The organism is Nonomuraea sp. NPDC005650 (genome assembly GCF_040605375.1).
In the GTDB taxonomy this organism is placed as follows: domain Bacteria; phylum Actinomycetota; class Actinomycetes; order Streptosporangiales; family Streptosporangiaceae; genus Nonomuraea.
In genome coordinates this window covers 36,045-55,481 of record NZ_JBEXCR010000031.1, presented here as the reverse complement: position 1 = coordinate 55,481, position 19,437 = coordinate 36,045, and the positions used below count along the sequence as shown (strand labels likewise).

The window sequence follows — 19,437 nt, the reverse complement described above, 5'->3', positions numbered from 1 at the left end:
CGATCCCTGCTCCGACGGTTGCCGCGCTGCTCAACGGGAGCCAGGTGGACTCACCGAGCAGGCGCGCCGCCGCAACCAGGGCGATGATCACGAGCCCGGCGAGCACGCCGGACTGCAGGCCGTACCGGCGGCCCGCGTACGCGGACAGTGGCGCGCCCAGTGGCGGGACGGCGGTCAGCAGCGACACTCCGGTCGACGACAGATCCAGGTCGGCGCGGATGCGGTCGACAGGCGGCGAGACGGCCGCGATGGCCGGCCGCAAGTTCGCCGCCGCGACGAATAACGCCAGGGCGGCGATCCCCAGGGATGTGCGGCTTGGTTGCAGTGCTGTCTGGGTCATGGGCACTCCGACAATTTCTCTCGGATATTTTCTATCCGAGTTCATATCACAACTCGGACACCTCTTGTCCGGGATGGGTAGGGTTGGGGCATGAAGATGTCGAGCGGGGTGGAGTGGGCGTTGCACAGCTGCGTCACGCTCAGCCAGAGCCACGAACCGGTGCCGGCGGCACGACTGGCAGAACTGCACGGCACCCCGCCGGCGTACACGGCCAAGCACCTGCAGGCGCTGTCGCGGGCCGGAATCGTCCACTCCACCATGGGCCAGGTCGGCGGCTACACCCTCACCAGGCCCGCCGCGGAGATCAGCGCCCTGGAGGTGGTGCAGGCCGTCGACGGAGACGAGCCCGCGTATCGATGCACCGAGATCAGGCAGCGCGGACCACTCGGCATCCCCGCCGAACGGTGCTCACGGCCATGCGCGATCGCCCGAGCCATGACCGCTGCCCAAGACGCCTGGTCACGCGTACTCGCCCAGCTCTCCATCGCCGACCTGGCCGCCGACATCGACGCCGACAGCAACGGCACCGCCATGCCCGACGTACGCCGTTGGCTGACCACCACCAGGAGCTGAAGCGCTTGGCGTGCCGGCCATCGAGATCGAACTTCTCCAGCCCGTCACCGCGGCAACCCCAGGCGTGATTCAGGGCCCGCGCGCACTGCGCAGGCCCTGAACGCATTCTCCGGGGCGGGGTCCGGCCTTGGGTGTCACTGACCAGCGGCCGAGAAATGCCGCTCCAGGACGTCAGCCGACACGGTGCGGCTTGAAGGGTGCCGGTGCTTGGCGTGACCGCGGCGTGTGCGTTGTCGGGCAAGTCGCGGGCCACCGTGCACCGTCATCGCCACCCCGCGCCGGTGGTACTCGGGCCGCGCCCAGCGCCGGCGCCGCATCCGGCGGCGCTGAGCGAGCAGGAGCAGGCGAAGGTGCTGGCCGTCTTACGCTCGCCGCGGTTCGTCGACAAGGCGCCGGCGCAGGTGTGGGCCACGCTGCTGGACGAGGGCGTTTACCTGTGTTCGATCTCCACGATGTATCGGCTGCTGCGCGGGTGTGGTGAGGTGCGCGAGCGCCGGCGGCAGGCGACTCATGCGGCCCGGGTGCGGCCCGAGCTGGTCGCCCGAGCTCCATCGCAGGTGTTCACCTGGGATATCACCAAGCTAAAGACAGCGGTCAAGGGCATCTACTACGACCTCTACATCATGATCGACATCTACTCGCGCTACGTCGTGCACTGGGAGGTCCACGCCCGCGAGAACGCCGAGCGGGCCGAACAGTTCATCGCCGCGGCCATCCGCACCAACGGCGGCCAGGCGCCCGCGCACGTGCACGCCGATCGGGGCACCTCGATGACCTCCAAGCCGGTCGCCGCGCTGCTGGCCGACCTGAACATCGCGCAAAGCCACAGCCGGCCGCGGGTGTCCAACGACAATCCGTACTCCGAGGCGCAGTTCCGGACGCTGAAGTACTGCCCAGCCTTCCCCGAGCGCTTCGGCTCGATCGCCCACGCCCGTGCCTTCTGCCTGGAGTTCTTCACCTACTACAACCACGAGCACCGGCACTCCGGCATCGGCCTGCACACCCCCGCCTCGGTCCATCTGGGCACCGCCGGCCAGATCCGGGCCGAATGCGCCCGGACGCTCCAGGCCGCCTACACCGCCAACCCCGGCCGGTTCCGCCGCAAGCCCACCCCGCCCAGCCTGCCCAAGGCCGTCTGGATCAACGAACCTGCCAAGGAGGAAACCAGCTCCGATACAGAACAAGTCGCCTGAAATGTCTCAAACGGTTTGACAGCTACCGTCATAGCGCATCGCCCTGCTACTGAGCTACGGATAGACAGTTGGGCGCGAGGCCGGCGTCGTTGATCATTCCGGACATGTTCCCGATCATGCTGCCACGACAATACTGGTCCCATGAAACTCTCGGCAGAACGGCGCGAGTATCTCGTTGAGCTTCGGGGTGACCTGCTCTGCCGACGGCTCGTCGGTCGTGTGGCGGACGCGGGTTGGATGGCCTGCGATCTGATCGGAGCCGGAATCGACACGCCCAGTACGCTCGAACTAGCCGGATACGCCCTCTCCATCGGCTCCCTTTCGGAGATTGAACCGTTGCTTCGTCAGGTGCTTTCCGAATGTGGAATGCCCCCAGTAGACACCCAGCAGGAGCCGTGGGATGTCGCGCTCGATGTCTCACTAGCCATGCAGGACGGCACGCTACCCATCTCGGCTGGCGCCGATTTCCTGATCACCGAACTCTCACCTCGATGCGGCCACCCACCCGAGATCACAGAACTCATGATCCTCATCGATGATTGGGAAGCCTTACGAAGCACGCCGCCAACTGATGATGAGCTCCGATGCCAAGCTGGAGAGATCGCGAAAGCGGCGCGACTACGACGCATGAAATGAAAGAGAGCGGGTTCAGGTCCCCCGGCCCGTTCGGCACCGTCGAGGGCCGCGAAGGCCACCCTTGCCCAGATCCGCTGTGTCTCCCCCTGGCCAGGATCCTGGGCGTAGAGCAGATTGTGCTGCCATGCAGCCAGCCATGAGTTGATGTAATCGGAGCCGAACTCGGCACTTTCCACGCCGCTCATCATCGCCTTGCCGCTACCGCTTCTCAGCCCTTTAGCGCTTGAGGGGCACCGTGATTCTGTCGTAGTCACGCGCACCGTTCAGCTCGTTGAGCAGGTCGTCGGGGTACAACTCGTAGAGGTCGGCCCCACCAGCGGCGCGCCTTGTTGTCCCAGATCCGGTAGCCGCCGGGAACGCCTCTGCCGACATAGAGCCTCCTGCCCATAGTTCGTCACCGTGCCATCCTCCAGTTCAGAGGGCAAGTTCAGCGTCCAAATCACACCGTGGCGGCATCCGCACGGCCTCGGTCGTCGACAGACATCGGCTTCAGGGCGTCTAGAGGGTGGCCAAATATCCCGCCGACCGGACAAACTCGAAGCCATGACCCGGCACGGCATCGACTACAGCAGGCTCAAGGTCACATCCCGGCAGCAGATCGCTCACCTGCGCGCTCGACGCGCCCATGAACGTAAATGGCGCGACGTGCGTAAATTTGCCCGCCTCTACCGGCAGGTACGGCTCGCCGCGATCCTGATCGGCATCACCGCGACGATCGTTGTAGCACTCCTGCGCACGTGGGACGTCCTGCCGCCGATTCCATAAGAGGCCACCTCCGCTTCCCTTTTACCCACGCACGGCACCCCCGCGGTTCAAGGAGTCGATATGCGGGCGGCCACGATCAGGAGGTGGAGTCCTCGGCGGTCAGCCTTGGTCATACGGCGGTTACCTGGCGGCCGCGGCCGTACTGCGCCACCCTGACGTCTTCCATGCTGCCGTCGCGGGCGCGCCGGTCACCGACGCCCGCCTCTACGACACCCACTGGCAGGAACGTTACCTGGGCCACCCCGACCGGCACCCCGAAGCCTACGACCGCAGCTCCATCGTCACCGACGCCCCGAAGCTGCGCCGCCCGCTCCTGCTCATGCACGGCCTGGCTGACGACAACGTCTTCGCCGCCCACACACTGAGATTGTCAGCCGCGCTGCTGACCGCAGGCCGCCCACACACCGTCCTACCGCTGTCGGGCGTCTCACATATGACCGCCCAAGAGGAGGTCGCCGAGAACCTGCTCCTGCTCGAACTGGACTTCCTGCGCCGCAATCTCCTCCAAGAATGAGCTTTCGACGTTCCTCGGAACGCGCGCGAGTTTTGACGCCCTACAAGCAGCGCTCCTGGGCTTTCGTACGATCGAGAAGGCCCTGGCCCCGCACGCCGGTGTGGCTTTGGTTCCTGGCCCCACCCGGTCACATGTCGGCGATGAGTTTGTCCACCCTCTCGTCGACGCTGCGGAACGGGTCCTTGCACAGCACGGTGCGCTGCGCCTGGTCGTTGAGCTTCAGGTGCACCCAGTCGACGGTGAAGTCGCGCCGCTTCTCCTGCGCCTTGCGGATGAACTCGCCGCGCAGCCGCGCCCGGGTGGTCTGCGGCGGCACCGACTTGGCCTCGAAGATCTTGATGTCGGAGGCCACCCGCTCCACCGCGCCGCGCCGCTGCAGCAGGTAGAACAGCCCGCGCTTACGGTGCACGTCGTGGTAGGCAAGGTCGAGCTGGGCCACCCGGGGCGAGGACAGCGGCAGGTCGTACTTCTTCCGGTACCGCTCGATGAGCTGGTACTTGGTGACCCAGTCGATCTCCCGGGACACCGTGTCCAGGTCGCCGGTCTCCACCGCCCGCAGGGTGCGCTCCCACAGCTCCAGCACCCTCCGCGCGATCGCGTCGCCGCCCCGCCGGTCCACGAAGTCCTTGGCCTTGCCCAGGTATTCCTGCTGGATCTCCAGCGACGACGCCTCACGCCCGTTGGCCAGCCGGACCCGCCGCCGCCCGGTCATGTCATGCGAGACCTCGCGGATCGCCCGAATCGGGTTCTCCAGGCTCATGTCGCGCATCACGATCCCGGCCTCCACCATGCGCAGCACGAGATCGGTCGCGCCGACCTTGAGCAACATCGTGGTCTCGCTCATGTTCGAGTCGCCGACGATGACGTGCAGGCGGCGGAACCGCTCGGCGTCGCCGTGCGGCTCGTCACGGGTGTTGATGATCGGCCGGGACCGGGTCGTCGCCGACGACACCCCCTCCCAGATGTGCTCGGCGCGCTGCGACAAGCAGTACACCGCCCCCCGCGGGGTCTGCAGCACCTTCCCCGCGCCGCAGATGATCTGCCGGGTGACCAGGAACGGGATCAGCACATCGGCCAGCCGGGCGAACTCCCCATGCCGGCCCACACAGTAGTTCTCATGGCAGCCGTAGGAGTTGCCGGCCGAGTCGGTGTTGTTCTTGAACAGGTAGATGTCGCCGGCGATGCCCTCCTCGCGGAGCCGCTTCTCGGCGTCGACGAGCAGCCCTTCCAGGATCCGCTCGCCGGCCTTGTCGTGGGTGACCAGCTCCACGACGTTGTCGCACTCGGGGGTGGCGTACTCGGGATGGCTGCCCACGTCCAGATACAGGCGGGCGCCGTTGGGCAGGAACACGTTGCTCGACCGGCCCCAGGACACGACCCGCCGGAACAGGTAGCGCGCCACCTCGTCCGGGGACAGCCTGCGCTGACCCCGAAAGGTGCACGTGACGCCGTACTCGTTCTCCAGACCGAAGATGCGTCGATCCATTACCTCACAACTATTCTCCCCGCCCGCGCGACGGGGGAGATCGTCTTTCGCCGGACCCGACCGGGGATTGATGTGTGAGTACCCGGAAAGCCGACGACACATGCGCCACGAGGCTGGCCGGAGCACACCGCGGCCCTTGCCGGACGATCAAGGACCATGATCCTTGCCACTCACCGGCTGGGATCCCCGGGACGAGGGTCGACCTCGGCGCGATGCCCCCTGAGAGCGTTGCTCGATGCCGGGCAGTGTGGGCGCGGCTCACCGGACGTCAGACATGCGTCGTTCACGGCGACCCATCTGCTGGGACGACGAGTTCGCAGTCGACCGGTCTGAGAACGCGTTCGAGGAGTGGGGTCATTGTCGGTCGAGTGCGCACATCACTTGGCCAACCCGGGGTCCTTCGTGTTGGCCATGCAAGGGACGCTGCTGTTCGCCAGTGCTGTGGTGCGCCGCAATGGAACCGGTCGTGCAGGCTCGCGACGAGCTGCCGGTGCCGGGCAGCTCAGCACGGCAGCAAGGGTCCGCCGTTGACCCTCAGGCCGCCGCCGTGGCCGTCGCTGACGCCGGTGGCCAGAAAGCCGAAGCTCACCCGGCCGAACGGCGGGACATAGCCGTTGTACGACTGGTTGCCGGCCGACATGCTCTGGCCTGGTTGGGTCACGATCGCATCCCACGCGCTGGTGACCGTGGTGCCGTCGTCCCACGTCCAGGTGGCCGTCCAGCCGTCGACCGGTATCCCGTCGTTGATGAGGGTGACCTTGATCTGAAAACCGTTGGTCCACGAGCTGACCTTCTCCCACTCGCACGCGATGATCGTCGCTTGCGCGGGGGAGGCGTACGTGGCGATCAATACGATCGCTCCGGCGAGAGCCGCCGTCACCCGAGCCAACCACGATGTACGTCGTCTCGTCATGACCAACCCTTCGGCAGGAGCGGGCACGGCCCGGCACCGAGGAACGCTTCCCCTCGGAGGTACCTCTCTTGGAAGACCGGGTCAATACGGGAACCGGCCTGCGCCCAGAGCCTGCGCACCGACCACGGCGTCGCCTGCCGCCATTCCCGATCAGGGCTCATCCTGGGATTTTCGAACTGAAACTTTCACGTGTCATCCCGCCGGAGCGCTTGCCGCCAAGTGCGAACGGTCCGGCCTCCTCCCCGGCCGAGAATGCATGGCCACCCACCTCCACGGCAACGTTGTCATGGACGCTCGCTTGCGGCACGCAGGTCGGCACCTTGTCAGTGGCGAACATCACTTGGACCCGAGGGTGCGTACGCTGGCGGTGAAGGTGCCGTGTTCCCGCGATCGGTGGACGTACGGGGTGGGGGCAGCCACCACGGCTCGTGAATCTCGATGTTCGCGCCGGTCAGGCTGGGGTGGGTGGTGTCTGGTGAGTGGATCGGGAGCCTGGCCTTTTCCTGACGGGATGGGGCGGTCGAGACCGGGCAGGTGGCAGCGTGCGGTGGCCATCGCGAGTGGGCTCCTGATCAACGAGGCAGGTCGGGCGGCGAGAACGGGCTACCGGCTGGACAGCTTGGCCTTGCGCCTGTCGATAGGTACATCCGCCCAGGTCACGCCCCTGTGAGAGCTTCGCGTGGCGTGCGCGAGTTCCGATCTTCACAAGGGGGCGGGTGTGGCATGATGATCGGCCGTGCTCCTTCGCCTGGCCTATCTCGCCGTCACGAACGCCTTCGCCGCGCTGCGACTGCTACCCATGGCCGATCGGGACAAGGACGTCGAGATACTCGCCCTGCGCCATCAGATCACCGTGCTTGAACGGCAACTCGGCGCCGATGCCAGGGTGAGGTTCGCGCCCGAGGACCGAGCCTTCCTGGTCGCGCTGCTGACATCGCTGCCACGGGGGGTCCTGCGCCAGGTAAGGCTGCTCGTCCGGCCGTTGGTGCCGTAACCCCAAGATCTCGATCTCCTTGTCGCGATTGATCCGGGGTAGCAGCCCCAGAAACGAGAAGGCGGTCGTCATCGTCAGGTAGGCCAAGCGCAGTAGCACGATCGGCCATCATGCCGTGCGGCGGGAGCACAAGAGAGCGCATCACCTCCATGCCTGCGCGGATGGATATTCGTACCCGGAGCGCTATCGGTCTCGCGCCTCGAGGCTGGCCTGATCGGCGGCGGTACGGCCCGCCGCCCAGCCCTCCCGGTCCCAGGACGTGCGGACCGCATGCGAGACCAGGTTCGGGAACATGCGCTCCACCGCCTGCTCCACCTCCTGTTCGCGGGCCGCCAGCACCGGTACCAGGTCGGTGCCCCGGCTGGCGCTCTCCTGCGAGACCGCGGCCGCCGTGGCCTCGGCGAGCCGCTCCCCGATCCTGGAAGCGAACGCCGACAGGAACGACTGGCGGAACGTCTTATTCCTCGATCGGCCGGTGCCGTGCTTCTTGGTGCCCGAGTTCACCAGCGCGGTCTGTGCCTGCACCAGCAGCGAGGTGAACAGCATCTCCACCCAGGACAGGTCCGCCCAGAACCCCAGCACGGTGGCGAACCCCAGCTCCTTCGACCAGATCACCCGGCACCTGTTGGCCTCGGCGATGAGAACGAGCAGCACGGCCTTGGGCTGCTCGTACGGCGCGTCGATGCCGACCCGGATGCCCGCCGGGGCCTCACCTCCGCCTGGTTGCGCGTCCAGCATCGCCGCGTCGATGCTGTACTTCGCCATCAAGCTCTGCGCCGCCGACATGAACGTATCCGCCTCGGCCTCGTACGCCGTCGACTCCGCCTTGGCAAGCAGCGCCCGCACCCGCGTGAGCGTCTTCTCGCTGACCACGTGCGAGCGTGCCTGGACCGTACGGCGAGGGGCCCCGGGCGGCGGGCTCAACGACTCCAGCCGGGGCAGCCCGGTCAGCAACCCCAGCAGTTCCAGCACACCGGAGACGGTCACCAGACGGCCGGCCCCGTCGTGCGCCTGCCGCGCCGCCAGGTAGCCGCCCGTCCACCACACCGCGGCCTCCAAGGCGGCGAGTTGGTCGCGCCAGCGCTCATCCACCGTGGCCGGCTCATAGGCCCGCATCTCCCAGGCGATGAGGTCGGCCGCCGCCCGCCCGTGCCAGTCGGTCAGCCGCCTGGCCGCGATCCTGACCACGTCGGCGGGCTGCCAGCCGTTCCGCCACAACCCCGAGATCGCACGGGACCCGACCTCCACCAGCGCGCGATCGGCGTCGTCCCGGTCGGCCAGGAAGGCGGCGGCGGAGTCGAAGGACGCCTGATCCTCGCGGGCAAGCGCCTCCATCGCCGCGCCGATCAGCTCATTGGCCTTACTCACACATGCCGTCCACCTTAATGAAAGTCCGCCAGAACTCTACCGTGACGGAGCCCCATCCCCTGCTCACCGGCGCGGCGGAAGGCGGCGAGGTCCTGACCGACCCTGTGGGGCTCAAGAACTCGAATCACTCTCAGAGCAGAACCCTCGTCCGGTTGAGCGGGAGGGGGTGAAGGCGCCGAGCGACCAGCCCGGCACCAGGCTGGCCACCGGCTCCCGAGGGCTGGGAACCCCCGCTCGGATGGCTACCGAACCCGTCCTGGCCCAAGGCGCCGGACGATTGGAGCTGCCGGTCAGGCGGTGGCGCGTTTCCTGGACCCGCGTCGCCGCAAACGGGATGATCCTGTGATGGACTTCCGGCAGCTCGAGCGCTTTCTCGCGGTCGTGGACCACGGTGGATTCCACCGCGCGGCGGAGGTGCTCTATGTCGCGCAACCCTCGTTGTCGCAGTCAATCAAGCAGTTGGAGCGCGAGCTGGGCGACGCTCTGTTCCACCGGGTCGGCCGCGGGGTGGTGCTGACCGAGGCGGGCCGGGAACTGGTCGGGCCCGCGCGGATGGCCGTCCACGCGCTGGGTCTGGCCGTCGAGTCTGTCGAGGCGGTGCGCGGGCTGCGGACCGGCCGGCTGCAGATTACGGCGATGCCGTCACAGGCCATTGCTCCGCTCGCCGGGGTGATCACCCGCTTCACCGCGCAGTACCCGGGCGTTCGGGTGGTGGTCCGCGCTGGTGCCACCGTGGATGAGGTGGTGGAGGCCGTGCGTACCGGCCGGACGGAGCTGGGCCTGCTGGCCGGTGTAGGGCTCCCGGAGCGGCCCGGCGTGGGGCTGCATCCGGTCGCTCGGCAGCGCTTCGTCGTCGTGACGTCGGCCGCCGAGCCGTTCCAGACGGGTGCGCGGGTGGCGACGAGCGACCTGTCCGGCCTGCGCGTGATCGCCGGGCAGACCGGTACGGGGATGCGCGCGGTCGTCGACGCGCTGATCGAATCCGGCGTCGAGCTGACGATCGCGGTGGAGACTGAACACCGTGAGGCGATCCTGCCGTTGGTGCTCGCAGGCAGCGGCATCGCCGTTCTGGCCGAGTCGTGGCGGGAGGTCGCCGAGCGGGCGGGCGCCGTCGTCGCGGACCTCGATCCTGCTTTCTGCCTTGAGGTCGCCTACGTCAGCCACGGGGGCGGGCTCGGTCCCGCATCGCGCGCGTTCCTGGACATGGCCACCGAAAGGCAGTGACGATCGGTCAGATAGGTAGCAGATATTGGACGCGACCTGGCGGGGCTGCTCGAATCGGTGCCATGCACTCTCACCGCATCGCTGTGATCCCCGGGGATGGAATCGGTGTCGAGGTGTGCGGCGCTGCCCGTGCCGTCCTCGACGCCGTCGGCCGCAGGCACGCCATCGGCCTCACCTACGACGAGTTTGACTGGTCCTGCGCGCGATATTTGGCCGAGGGCGCGATGATGCCCGCCAACGGGCTCGATCTCATACGTCACCATGACGCGATCTTTCTGGGCGCGGTGGGCGGGCCCGGTGTGGCCGATCATGTGTCGCTCTGGGGGTTGCTGATCCCGATCCGCCGGGGGTTCCAGCAGTTCGTGAACCTGCGGCCGATCCGGGGGCTCGACGGGCGGCGGAGCATCGACCTGGTGGTGGTGCGTGAGAACGTCGAGGGCGAGTACAGCGAGATCGGCGGACGCCTGTACCAGGGGACTCCGGCCGAGATGGCGGTGCAGGAGTCGGTGTTCACCAGGGTGGGGGTGACCCGTGTCGCCGACTACGCCCTGGACCTGGCCGAGCGGCGTGGGGGGCGGCTGACGTCCGCGACGAAGTCGAACGGGATCATCCACACGATGCCGTTCTGGGATGAGATCGTCGCCGAACGGGTCGCCGAGCGCCCCGCAGTGACGCTGCGCTCGGAGCACATCGACGCGCTGTGCGCCAAACTGGTGCTCGATCCGGCTCAGTTCGACGTGATCGTCGCGTCCAACCTGTTCGGCGACATCCTGTCCGACCTCGCCGCCGCCGTCGCGGGGAGCATCGGCCTCGCGCCCGCCGCGAACATCGACCCGACGCGTGCCTACCCGTCGATGTTCGAGCCGGTCCACGGGTCGGCGCCGGACATCGCGGGCCGGGGGATCGCCAACCCGGTCGGCGCGATCTGGACGGCCACGATGATGCTCGACCATCTGGGGCACCCCGAGGCGTCGGCGAATCTCATGGCGGCCATCGAGAGCGTGTTCACCGAAACCGACGTGCGCACCCCCGACCTCGGCGGCACGGCCCGCACGGAAGATCTCACCCGCGCGATCATCGAAGCGATCTGAAGGAAAGCATGAGCGTCCCGCTGCCCAGCACGTTCCAAGCCCGCACCGTCGACGTGGACGGCGTCGCCATCCACACGGTCGTCGGGGGTGACGGGCCGCCCGTGCTGCTCCTCCACGGCTACCCGCAGACGCACCTGATCTGGCACGACGTCGCCCCGGCGCTGGCGTCCCGTCACACGGTCGTGCTGACCGACCTTCGCGGGTACGGCGACAGCGCCAAGCCGGAGCCGGTCACCGACGACGTCTACTCCAAGCGGGCGATGGCCCGTGACCAGATCGGCGTGATGCGGGAGTTGGGGTTCGACCGCTTCGCCGTGGCAGGCCACGACAGAGGAGCGAGGGTGGGCCACCGGATGGCCCTCGACCACCCCGGCGCCGTCGCGGCCCTCGCCGTCCTGGACATCGTGCCGACCCGGCACACGTTCGCGCACGCCGACGCCGCGTTCGGCCTCGGCTACTACCACTGGTTCTTCCTCGCCGCCGGAAACGGCATCCCCGAGCGGCTGATCGGCAACGATCCCGAGTTCTGGATCCGCAGCCGGATGACGGCACGGCACTCCGGCGGCGCCGCCTATGACGAGTCCGCGGTCCGAGAGTATGTCCGCTGCTTCTCCGACCCCGCGGCCATCGCCGCGTCGTGCGCCGACTATCGGGCGGCGGCCGGCATCGATCTGGAGCATGATGAGGCCGACGCGGCGGCGGGCCGTCGCGTGCGCTGTCCGGTGCTGGCGCTGTGGGGCGAGCACAGCTTCGTCGGCCGCAACTATGACGTCCTGAAGGTCTGGCGCGAATACGCCGACCACGTCAGCGGTACGGCGCTGCCCAGCGACCATTACCTGCCGGAGGAAGCCCCGGCCCTCGTCACCGCGGAGCTGCGGGCGTTCCTGGCCAGGACCTGAGACGAGGGCCTGGCCAGGCCCTGAGAGCAGGGCCTGGCCAGGTGCCCTCAGGACCAGCGTTCCCCGCGCAGCGCCTTGCGGGCCAGCTCCAGCTCCAGCTCGATCTTGCCCACCACCCCGTCGTTGCCGACGGGTCCGTGCCCGCCCTCGAAGAAGCGCAGCAGCACGTCACCGCCGGCCGCGCGCAGCCGCCGCGCGTACTCCTCGGCCTGCCGGGCCGGTGTGCGGGTGTCGTGACGCCCCTGATTGATCAGCACGGGCGCCCGCACCTCCTCGACGTAGGTCATGGGTGAGCTCAGCCGGAACCGCTCTTCGGCGAGTTCGGGCCGGCCGCCCAGGAACCCGCGCCAAGCTGCCTGCAGGGCGGGGTGCATGTCCTCGTAGGCGAGCTTCCAGTCGGCGAGAGCGATGAAGGCGAACCCGCCCGCGAACAGGTCCGGGAGCCGGCCGAGCGAGAGCAGCGTCAGGAAGCCGCCGTAGGAGGAACCGGTCATGAACACGGCCGAAGGGTCGGCGATGCCCTCGTCGACCAGCCACCGCCAGGCCGCCTCGACGTCCTCCAGCTCGCGGTCACCGACAGCTCCCCAGAACCCTTCGCGAAACGTCCTGCCGAAGGTGACGGAGCCCCGGTAGTTCAGCGACGCGTAGGCGAAGCCCTCGGCCAGCCACGCCTGCGCGGCGGGATGGTATCCGCCCACGTCGGCGAGGTTTGGGCCGCCGTGCACCCGCAGGATTAGCGGCACCGGCCCGCTCGCGCCCTCCGGCGCCGCGACCCACAGCTGCAGCGCGGTCCCGTCCTTGGAGGTGACGGTGACCGAACGCAGCGGGATCCCCGGCACGACGTTCCGCGGGGCGAGGACGCGGCGTGGCTCGCTCTCGCCGCGATCCAGGGCGAGCACCTCGAAGGGCAGGTCGGCGCGCTGGCGCAGCAGCCGGATCTGACCTCCGGGCCCGTAATGTGAGCCCCACTGGTTGGTCACCGCGCACGCCACCTCAGGGAAGAAGTAGGCGCCGTCAGGATGGGGCACGCGCAGCAGCCGACCGGCCTGGAGGTCGTATTCGTACACGCGGTGGATACCGCCGTCTACGTGGACGAGCAGCAGCCGGGCGCCGTCGTCGGACCAGTCGAGCGGGACGAGTTCACCCGCGAGCTCGGGTGCCTCGACGTCGGTCCGCGCACCGGTGAGGGGGTTCCACACGGCGGGCCGCGAGAACCCGGTACGTTCCGTGCTCAGCAGCAGCCGGGGGTCTCCCGCGACCGGCGAGAACCGGACTCCGCGCACGGGCGAGAGCGGTCCGTCCGAGACCGACGCCAGTACCGCGCCGTCGGAGGTGTCGAGCACCGTGACGGCGAAGCGGCGGATGCCGGGGTTGTGGTCCGTGGTGTCGATGCTCGCCAGCGCTCCGTCAGCGGAGACCAGGCTGTTCCAGGCCTCGTTCCTGCTGCGGTAGAGCTGGTGGGCGGCTGCGCCGGTCAGGTGGTAGAGCGTGAATCCCTCGTCGGTGACCGTCGCGATGACGATCGCCGAGCCGTCGCGTGCGACGTCGATGCCGCGAAGCGTGTAAGGGGGCAACTCGGGTGTGAGGTCGACGGGTTCGCCGTCGACCGGGTAGGACCACAGATGGCCGACCTCGCCGCCGTCCTCGTCGTGCAGCACCAGTACGGACCGTCCGTCCGCGGCGGGCAGCGGGTTCGCGACGTGCGGAGGCAGGTCCGGCACCTGCAGGGTCTCGCCGGTGGCCGGATTCCAGATGGACACCTCGGCGTCGCTGAGGCCCGCCGCGTAGATCATTTCGAGGTTGAGGTCGCCGGGACAAGGACGGATGTCCTGGATGATCGGAGTGTTGAAGCGGTCGCGCCAAGCGTCAGAGGACATTGATCAACTCCGGTTTGTGACAGGCGACGCCGTGGCCTCGCGCATCGGTGACGAGCGGGGGGACCTCGGCGGCGCAGATCGAGCTTGCCTTCGGGCAGAGGGTCCGGAAGCGGCAGCCCGACGGGGGGTCGGTCGGGCTCGGGACGTCGCCGGTCAGGATGATCCGGCGGCGGGCGCGCTCGGCCCGCGGGTCGGGGATCGGCACCGCCGACAGCAGTGCCTGGGTGTAGGGGTGGCGGGGACGCTGGTAGAGCTCGTCCGGCGGCCCTTGCTCGACGATCCGGCCCAGATACATGACGGCCACCTCGTCGCTGGCATGCCGTACCACCGACAGGTCGTGCGCGATCAGGAGGTAGGTCAGCCCGAGCTGGTCCTGGAGGTCCTCCAGGAGGTTGATGACGCCGGCCTGGATACTGACGTCCAGCGCGCTGACCGGCTCGTCCAGCACGATCACGTCGGGCTCGACGGCGAGCGCGCGGGCGATGCCGACGCGTTGGCGCTGCCCTCCGGAGAACTCGTGCGGGAACCGTCCGGCGTGCCGGGGGTCGAGTCCGACGAGATCCAGCAGTTCGGGGACGCGCCCGGTGCCGAGGCCGTGGGTCTCGAGCGCCTCGGTGAGGATCGCCCGGACGGTCATGCGGGGGTTGAGCGAGGCGTACGGATCCTGGAAGACCAGCTGGATGCGCCGCCGTGACTGACGCAACCGGGCGGACGGCAGCGCCGTGAAGTCGGTGCCGTCGAGAAACACCTGGCCCGAGGTCGGTTCGACGAGTCGTACCAGGCACGCGGCCAGCGTGGACTTCCCGCAGCCGCTCTCCCCGACGAGCCCGAGCGTCTTGCCCCGCTCGATCCGCAGCGACACCCCGGAGACGGCCTGTACGGTGCCGGACCGGCGGCGGAACACCCCATTGCGTACCGGATAGGTCTTGACGAGGTCCGTGACCTGCAGCGCTGTCATCGCGGCCCCACCTCCGCCGTACGCAGGCAGGACGCCGTGTGTCCATCGCCGATCCGGACCGGCGCCGGGACCGTCGTGTCGCACAGACCGGCGCGGGCGTGCTCGCAGCGCGGATGGAACGGGCAGCCCGGCGCCCGAGAGGGCTGGCCCGGGATCTGGTAGAGCCGTTCGCCGTGGCGCGCGTCGAGCCGGGGGAGCGAGGCCAGCAAACCCCTGGTGTAGGGGTGGGCGGGCGCGTAGAAGATCGGTTCGACGGCGGCCTCCTCGGCCTTCGTGCCCGCGTACATCACCAGCACCCGGTCGGCGACGCCGGCCACCACGCCCAGGTCGTGGGTGATCAGCATGAGCGCGGTCGCCGTGCGCTGCTGGATGCGTCTGATCACGTCGAGGATCTGCGCCTGCACGGTGACGTCGAGGGCGGTCGTCGGCTCGTCGGCGATGAGCAGCTCCGGTTCGTTGGCGATGCTCATCGCGATCATGACGCGCTGCCGCATGCCGCCGGACAGCTCGTGCGGGTACTGGTTCGCGCGCTTGGCGGGCGAGGGGATGCCGACCAGGTCGAGGAGCTCGACGACCCGCTCACGCAGCGCGGAGCGGGTGACCGAGGGGTCGTGCACGCTGATGGCCTCGGCGATCTGCGCGCCGACGGTGTGCACCGGTGTGAGCGCGGTCAGCGCGTCCTGGAAGATCATCGCGATGCGGCTGCCCCGCAGTGTGCGGAGTTCGGACTCGGAGCGGCCCAAGAGCTCCTCGCCGCGGAACCGGATCGACCCCGTGACCCGGGCGCGGCCAGGGAGGATCCCGAGCACCGCCATCGACGTGACGCTCTTGCCCGAGCCCGACTCGCCGACGATCGCGAGCGTCTCGCCGGGCGCGACGGAGAACGAGAGCCGGGTGACTGCCGCGACCGTGCCGCTGTTCGTGGGGAGCTGGATGGTGAGGTCGTCGACCTCCAGCAGGGCGTTCATGGGCGTGCCCCCTTCGGGTCGAAGGCGTCCCTGAGGCCGTCGCCGAGGAAGTTGATGGCCAGCGCCGTCAGGAGGATGAACAGGCCGGGGAAGTACAGCAGGTAGACCTTGCCGGTGCCGATCAGGCCGGATGCCTGGCTCAGCAGGTTGCCCCAACTGGACTCCGGAGGCTGCACGCCGTACCCCAGGAAGGAGAGCGTTGATTCGACGATCACCGCGCTCGCCGCGCCGAGTGAGGTGGTGACAGCGATGACGCCGGTGAGGTTGGGCAGGATATGTCGCACGATGATGCGCGGCCGAGTCACGCCGAGCACGGTCGCCGCGGCGATGTACTCCTTCTCCCGCAGCGACAGCACCTGGCCGCGCACGATCCTGGCCACGGTGGTCCAGCCGATGGCCGCCAGCACCGGGACGATCACGACCGGGGAACGGCCGGCGCCCTGGAGCACGACCGCCAGGACCACGATCGCGGGCAGGACGATGAACAGGTCCGTGATCCGCATGATGATCTCGTCTGCCCAGCCGCCGAAGAAGCCCGCCGCAGCGCCCAGCGCGGTGCCCACGACGGTCGCGAGCACGGCGACGGACAGGCCGATCGCCAGCGAGATCCGCCCGGCGTAGAGGAGTTCGGTGAGGTAGTCGCGGCCCAGTTCGTCGGTGCCGAACCAGTGCGCCGCCGACGGTGGCATGGGCCCGAGTGCCAGGTTCTGGGCGCCGCGCTCGTAGGGGGCGATCAGGTTCGCCCCGAAGCAGCCGAGCAGCAGGAGCACGAGCACCGTGAGCCCGGCCACGGCCAGACGGTGGCGCAGGAACCGCCGGCGGGCCAGCTGCCACGGGGTGCGTTCTGACGAAGACACCGCGGTCATCGGAGTCTCACTCTCGGATCGAGTACGGCGTAGGCGAGGTCGGCGAGCAGGTTGAACACGATCACGACCACCGCGATCACCAGCGTCCACGGCACGAGGACGAATACGTCGCCCGCGAGCAGGGAGTCGAGGAACAACCGGCCCATGCCCTGGATGGCGAAGATCTGCTCGGTGACGACGAGCCCGCCGAACAGCAGGCCGGCGTCCACGGCGGTGACGCTGACGAAGGGGCCGAGTGCCGTGCGCAGGGCGTGCCGCGTGACGATCCGGCGCTTCGGCACTCCCTTGGCCCGCGCGGTCCGCACGTACTCGCTGGTGAGGGCGTCGAGCATCGTCGCCCGAGTGAACCTGCTCCAACTCGCCACCAGGCCCACGGTCAGCGTCAGTACGGGCAGCACGAGATGGCGCGCGTAGTCGAGCGGGCCGCCGCCGTCCGGGGAGTGCAGGCCCACGAAGTAGAGCGGGGGATCGGTCAGGCCGAGCAGTTCCTGCGGCCAGGCCGCGAGGATCTGGATGAGGATCAGCCCGAGCCAGAACGGCGGCATCGCGACGCCGAGGTAGGACAGCCCGGTGAACGCCAGGTCGCCTGCGGAGTACTGCCGCAGCGCCGAGTAGACGCCAACGGCCAGCGCGATCACCGCGGCGACGAGCACACCCCAGACGATCAGCTGCAGGGTGGTGCCGAGCGCGGGCAGGATCAGGCCGTGGACCGGGCCCGCCGTCCGCGAGCTGACTCCCCAGTCGCCGGTGACGAACTGCGTGAGCCACCGCCAGTACTGCACGGGGATCGACTGGTCGAGGCCGAGGCGCTCCGCGGTGCGGGCGAGCACGCCGGGGTCGCGCCCGCCGCGCAGTTTGGCCAGCGGGTCGAAAGCGATCCTGACCGCCCAGAAGAGCAGGAAGGAGGCGATGAGTACGACGGGGACCGAGTAGAGCAGCCGCCGTGCGAGGTAGGCGAACATCGGCGTCTCAGCTCGCCAGGCCCCACTGGGCGAGGTTCCAGAACGGACCGCGCGCGGGGTCGATGGCCAGCGGACCGCCGATCTTGTTGTTCCACAGCAGGATATTGGGGATCACGTCGAGCGGCAGGAGGGCAGCGGAGTCGGCGAGAAGCTTGTCGGCCTGGCGGGAGACGTCGACGCGCCTGGCCTCGTCGAGTGACGACGCGGCCGTGTCGAGCACGTTGTCGAGGCCAGGCAGGTCGATACGTGACATGTTGAGCCCGGAGTAGCCGTTGTCTGCGGTGGGAACCGCGCTCGATGAGAAGGACGCTTCGAGCGAGGGCTGGGGGAAGGTGTCGACGAGGGTCCACAGGCCCATCTGGAAGTCGCCCTTGGGGAGCTTGCTCGCGAACAGGTCCGTGGCCGAGGTGTTGTCGATCTTCACCTCGAAGCCGGCGGCGCGCAGTTGCTCCTGCAGGATCTGTTCGGTCAGCTCGCGGCGCTTGTTGCCGGTCATCGTGCTGACGGAGAACGTCGCCCGGTTTCCCGCCTTGGCCCAGATGCCGTCGGATCCCTTGGCCCATCCGTCGCCCCGCATCAGGGAGTCGACCTTGGCGAGGTCGGGGGTGTACTGGGCGAAGTCGGTGCCCCCGTAGCGGCCGACGAGCGGGGTGTGCGCGCTCTGGGCGGGTTCGTTGACGCCGAGCGCGCCGTACAGGCGGGCGACGACTGCTTTGCGGTCGATCGCGTGCGAGACGGCCTTTCGGAACGTCACGGAGTCGAAGGGTGCTTTGGCGTTGTTGAACCAGATCGCTTCAAGGTTGCCCGACTCGGGATCGACGATCGAGCTCGCGTTGGGCAGCCCGCTCTTGATCTGGTCGATCGAATCGAGCTGCGGCGTGGGGTAGAGCGCGTCGAGCTGGCCGGTCTTGAACGCCTGGAACGCCGCGGCGGTGTCCGCCGTGAACTGGAAGGTGACCTTGTCGAGCTTGGGCTTGTCGCCCCAGTAGTTCGCGTTGGGCACGAGGACGACCGAGACGCCCTTCGTCCAGGACTCGATCTTCCATGGGCCTCCGCTCCAGGTGTAGCCGTCCTTCATCAGGGCGCTGCGGTCCTTTCCCTTGAGCAGGTGGCTGGGGAGCAGGCCGCTGCTGTCGCTGAACAGGCCCTTCCAGTTCGCGTACGGAGCGTCGAACGTGACGACCGCCGTCTTGGGGTCAGGCGTGTCGATCTTGGTGACGTGGCTGTACCCGGTCCGGTTCAGGACGTCCTTGCCGTCGCGGATCGCCAGTGCCGTATAGGCGAAGTCCTCCGACGTGATCGGCTCGCCGTCCGACCATACGGCCGCCGGGTTGATCTGGTAGGTGACCTTCTGCGGCGGTCCTGCGGCGACCTCGGGTTCTGACGCCATGACGTTCGTGGCCGCCAGTCCCCACGTGTCGTCGACCTTCCTGGGCTCGAACACCCGTGGAATCGTCGGGATGTCCATGATCCAGGTGCCCCAGATCGAGGTGGCACAGCTCGCGATCCAGTCGGTGCAGTCCGGTTCCTGCTCGGCGCCGATGACGATGCTTCCGCCCTGACGCACCGGCGCGGCCGTGGCAGGGCGGGCATCGGACTTCTTCAGGGCCGTGCCGGTGCCTCCGCTCGTGCACGAGGCCGCGAGGAGGGCGAGGGCGGCGAGCCCAATTGCTCCGAGTCTGAACCTGGTGCTCATGCTCTGACCTTTCTGGGGGTGATGAGAGGGAGAGTATTGGCAAGTCAGAAGCCAGGCAAGGGTATTAGGCATGTTTCTAGTCATTCGCGTTGACTATGCTTTAGTCCGGTACTC

The 19,437-nt window shown here is 68.5% G+C and carries 18 protein-coding genes and 1 pseudogene; 9 read left to right on the top strand and 10 right to left on the bottom strand.

Annotation, left to right across the window (positions count from 1 at the left end; translation table 11 throughout):
* Positions 1-430 precede the first annotated feature (430 nt).
* The 5 genes and pseudogenes from ABZS69_RS42705 to ABZS69_RS42685 form a co-directional block, all read left to right on the top strand.
* A complete protein-coding gene (locus tag ABZS69_RS42705) occupies positions 431-913 on the top strand; it encodes an Rrf2 family transcriptional regulator (protein ID WP_355382664.1) in 483 nt (160 codons plus the stop codon).
* Between the two features lie 197 nt (positions 914-1,110).
* Positions 1,111-2,106: an IS3 family transposase gene (locus tag ABZS69_RS42700; protein WP_355382661.1), complete on the top strand. Its 996-nt coding sequence runs from the start codon at positions 1,111-1,113 to the stop codon at positions 2,104-2,106.
* A 141-nt stretch (positions 2,107-2,247) separates the two neighbouring features.
* Positions 2,248-2,742 carry a hypothetical protein gene (locus ABZS69_RS42695; protein WP_355382658.1) on the top strand — a complete coding sequence of 165 codons (495 nt, stop codon included), beginning with the start codon at positions 2,248-2,250 and terminating at the stop codon, positions 2,740-2,742.
* A 543-nt stretch (positions 2,743-3,285) separates the two neighbouring features.
* A complete protein-coding gene (locus ABZS69_RS42690) occupies positions 3,286-3,507 on the top strand; it encodes a hypothetical protein (protein ID WP_355382655.1) in 222 nt (73 codons plus the stop codon).
* Between the two features lie 91 nt (positions 3,508-3,598).
* A pseudogene (locus tag ABZS69_RS42685) lies at positions 3,599-4,021 on the top strand (prolyl oligopeptidase family serine peptidase); the annotation flags it as partial.
* 127 nt (positions 4,022-4,148) lie between these two features.
* Here the strand turns inward: ABZS69_RS42685 and pafA are convergent.
* The 3 genes from pafA to ABZS69_RS42670 all read right to left on the bottom strand — a co-directional run bounded on the left by pafA (position 4,149) and on the right by ABZS69_RS42670 (position 6,757).
* Entirely contained in the window at positions 4,149-5,507 is a 1,359-nt protein-coding gene (gene pafA / locus ABZS69_RS42680) for a Pup--protein ligase (protein ID WP_355382652.1), read from the bottom strand.
* A 502-nt stretch (positions 5,508-6,009) separates the two neighbouring features.
* Positions 6,010-6,420: a cellulose binding domain-containing protein gene (locus ABZS69_RS42675; RefSeq protein WP_355382649.1), complete on the bottom strand. Its 411-nt coding sequence runs from the start codon at positions 6,418-6,420 to the stop codon at positions 6,010-6,012.
* Positions 6,421-6,577: 157 nt separating this feature from the next.
* Positions 6,578-6,757 carry a hypothetical protein gene (locus tag ABZS69_RS42670; protein ID WP_355382646.1) on the bottom strand — a complete coding sequence of 60 codons (180 nt, stop codon included), beginning with the start codon at positions 6,755-6,757 and terminating at the stop codon, positions 6,578-6,580.
* Positions 6,758-7,156: 399 nt separating this feature from the next.
* Between ABZS69_RS42670 and ABZS69_RS42665 the strand changes: the two genes are divergently transcribed.
* Positions 7,157-7,414 (top strand): hypothetical protein, encoded by a 258-nt coding sequence (locus ABZS69_RS42665; RefSeq protein ID WP_355382643.1) that lies wholly within the window; start codon positions 7,157-7,159, stop codon positions 7,412-7,414.
* Positions 7,415-7,597: 183 nt separating this feature from the next.
* Here ABZS69_RS42665 and ABZS69_RS42660 read toward each other — a convergent pair whose 3' ends face one another.
* Positions 7,598-8,782 carry a DUF2786 domain-containing protein gene (locus ABZS69_RS42660; RefSeq protein ID WP_355382640.1) on the bottom strand — a complete coding sequence of 395 codons (1,185 nt, stop codon included), beginning with the start codon at positions 8,780-8,782 and terminating at the stop codon, positions 7,598-7,600.
* 345 nt (positions 8,783-9,127) lie between these two features.
* On the opposite strand from ABZS69_RS42660, the gene ABZS69_RS42655 reads away from it, so the two are divergent.
* The 3 genes from ABZS69_RS42655 to ABZS69_RS42645 all read left to right on the top strand — a co-directional run bounded on the left by ABZS69_RS42655 (position 9,128) and on the right by ABZS69_RS42645 (position 11,996).
* Positions 9,128-10,006, top strand: coding sequence for a LysR family transcriptional regulator (locus ABZS69_RS42655; RefSeq protein WP_355382637.1), 879 nt, complete (start codon positions 9,128-9,130; stop codon positions 10,004-10,006).
* Between the two features lie 62 nt (positions 10,007-10,068).
* Positions 10,069-11,097: a tartrate dehydrogenase gene (locus ABZS69_RS42650; protein ID WP_355382634.1), complete on the top strand. Its 1,029-nt coding sequence runs from the start codon at positions 10,069-10,071 to the stop codon at positions 11,095-11,097.
* An 8-nt stretch (positions 11,098-11,105) separates the two neighbouring features.
* On the top strand, positions 11,106-11,996 hold the full coding sequence (locus ABZS69_RS42645; protein WP_355382631.1) for an alpha/beta hydrolase: 891 nt from the start codon (positions 11,106-11,108) through the stop codon (positions 11,994-11,996).
* A gap of 47 nt (positions 11,997-12,043) precedes the next feature.
* Here ABZS69_RS42645 and ABZS69_RS42640 read toward each other — a convergent pair whose 3' ends face one another.
* The 6 genes from ABZS69_RS42640 to ABZS69_RS42615 are packed head-to-tail and all read right to left on the bottom strand — an operon-like array spanning position 12,044 to position 19,323.
* The gene (locus ABZS69_RS42640; protein ID WP_355382628.1) at positions 12,044-13,873 is read right to left on the bottom strand and encodes a prolyl oligopeptidase family serine peptidase; all 1,830 of its coding nucleotides are present in this window, start codon (positions 13,871-13,873) and stop codon (positions 12,044-12,046) included.
* A complete protein-coding gene (locus ABZS69_RS42635) occupies positions 13,863-14,831 on the bottom strand; it encodes an oligopeptide/dipeptide ABC transporter ATP-binding protein (protein ID WP_355382625.1) in 969 nt (322 codons plus the stop codon). Before ABZS69_RS42635 ends, ABZS69_RS42640 begins: the two co-directional genes overlap by 11 nt.
* Positions 14,828-15,799, bottom strand: coding sequence for an ABC transporter ATP-binding protein (locus ABZS69_RS42630; RefSeq protein ID WP_355382622.1), 972 nt, complete (start codon positions 15,797-15,799; stop codon positions 14,828-14,830). The genes ABZS69_RS42635 and ABZS69_RS42630 overlap by 4 nt, the downstream gene beginning before the upstream one ends.
* Positions 15,796-16,665, bottom strand: a complete 870-nt coding sequence (locus ABZS69_RS42625; protein ID WP_355382619.1) for an ABC transporter permease — start codon at positions 16,663-16,665, stop codon at positions 15,796-15,798. Before ABZS69_RS42625 ends, ABZS69_RS42630 begins: the two co-directional genes overlap by 4 nt.
* Entirely contained in the window at positions 16,662-17,627 is a 966-nt protein-coding gene (locus tag ABZS69_RS42620; protein WP_355382616.1) for an ABC transporter permease, read from the bottom strand. Before ABZS69_RS42620 ends, ABZS69_RS42625 begins: the two co-directional genes overlap by 4 nt.
* A 7-nt stretch (positions 17,628-17,634) precedes the next feature.
* Entirely contained in the window at positions 17,635-19,323 is a 1,689-nt protein-coding gene (locus ABZS69_RS42615; protein WP_355382613.1) for a peptide ABC transporter substrate-binding protein, read from the bottom strand.
* Between the last annotated feature and the right edge of the window lie 114 nt (positions 19,324-19,437).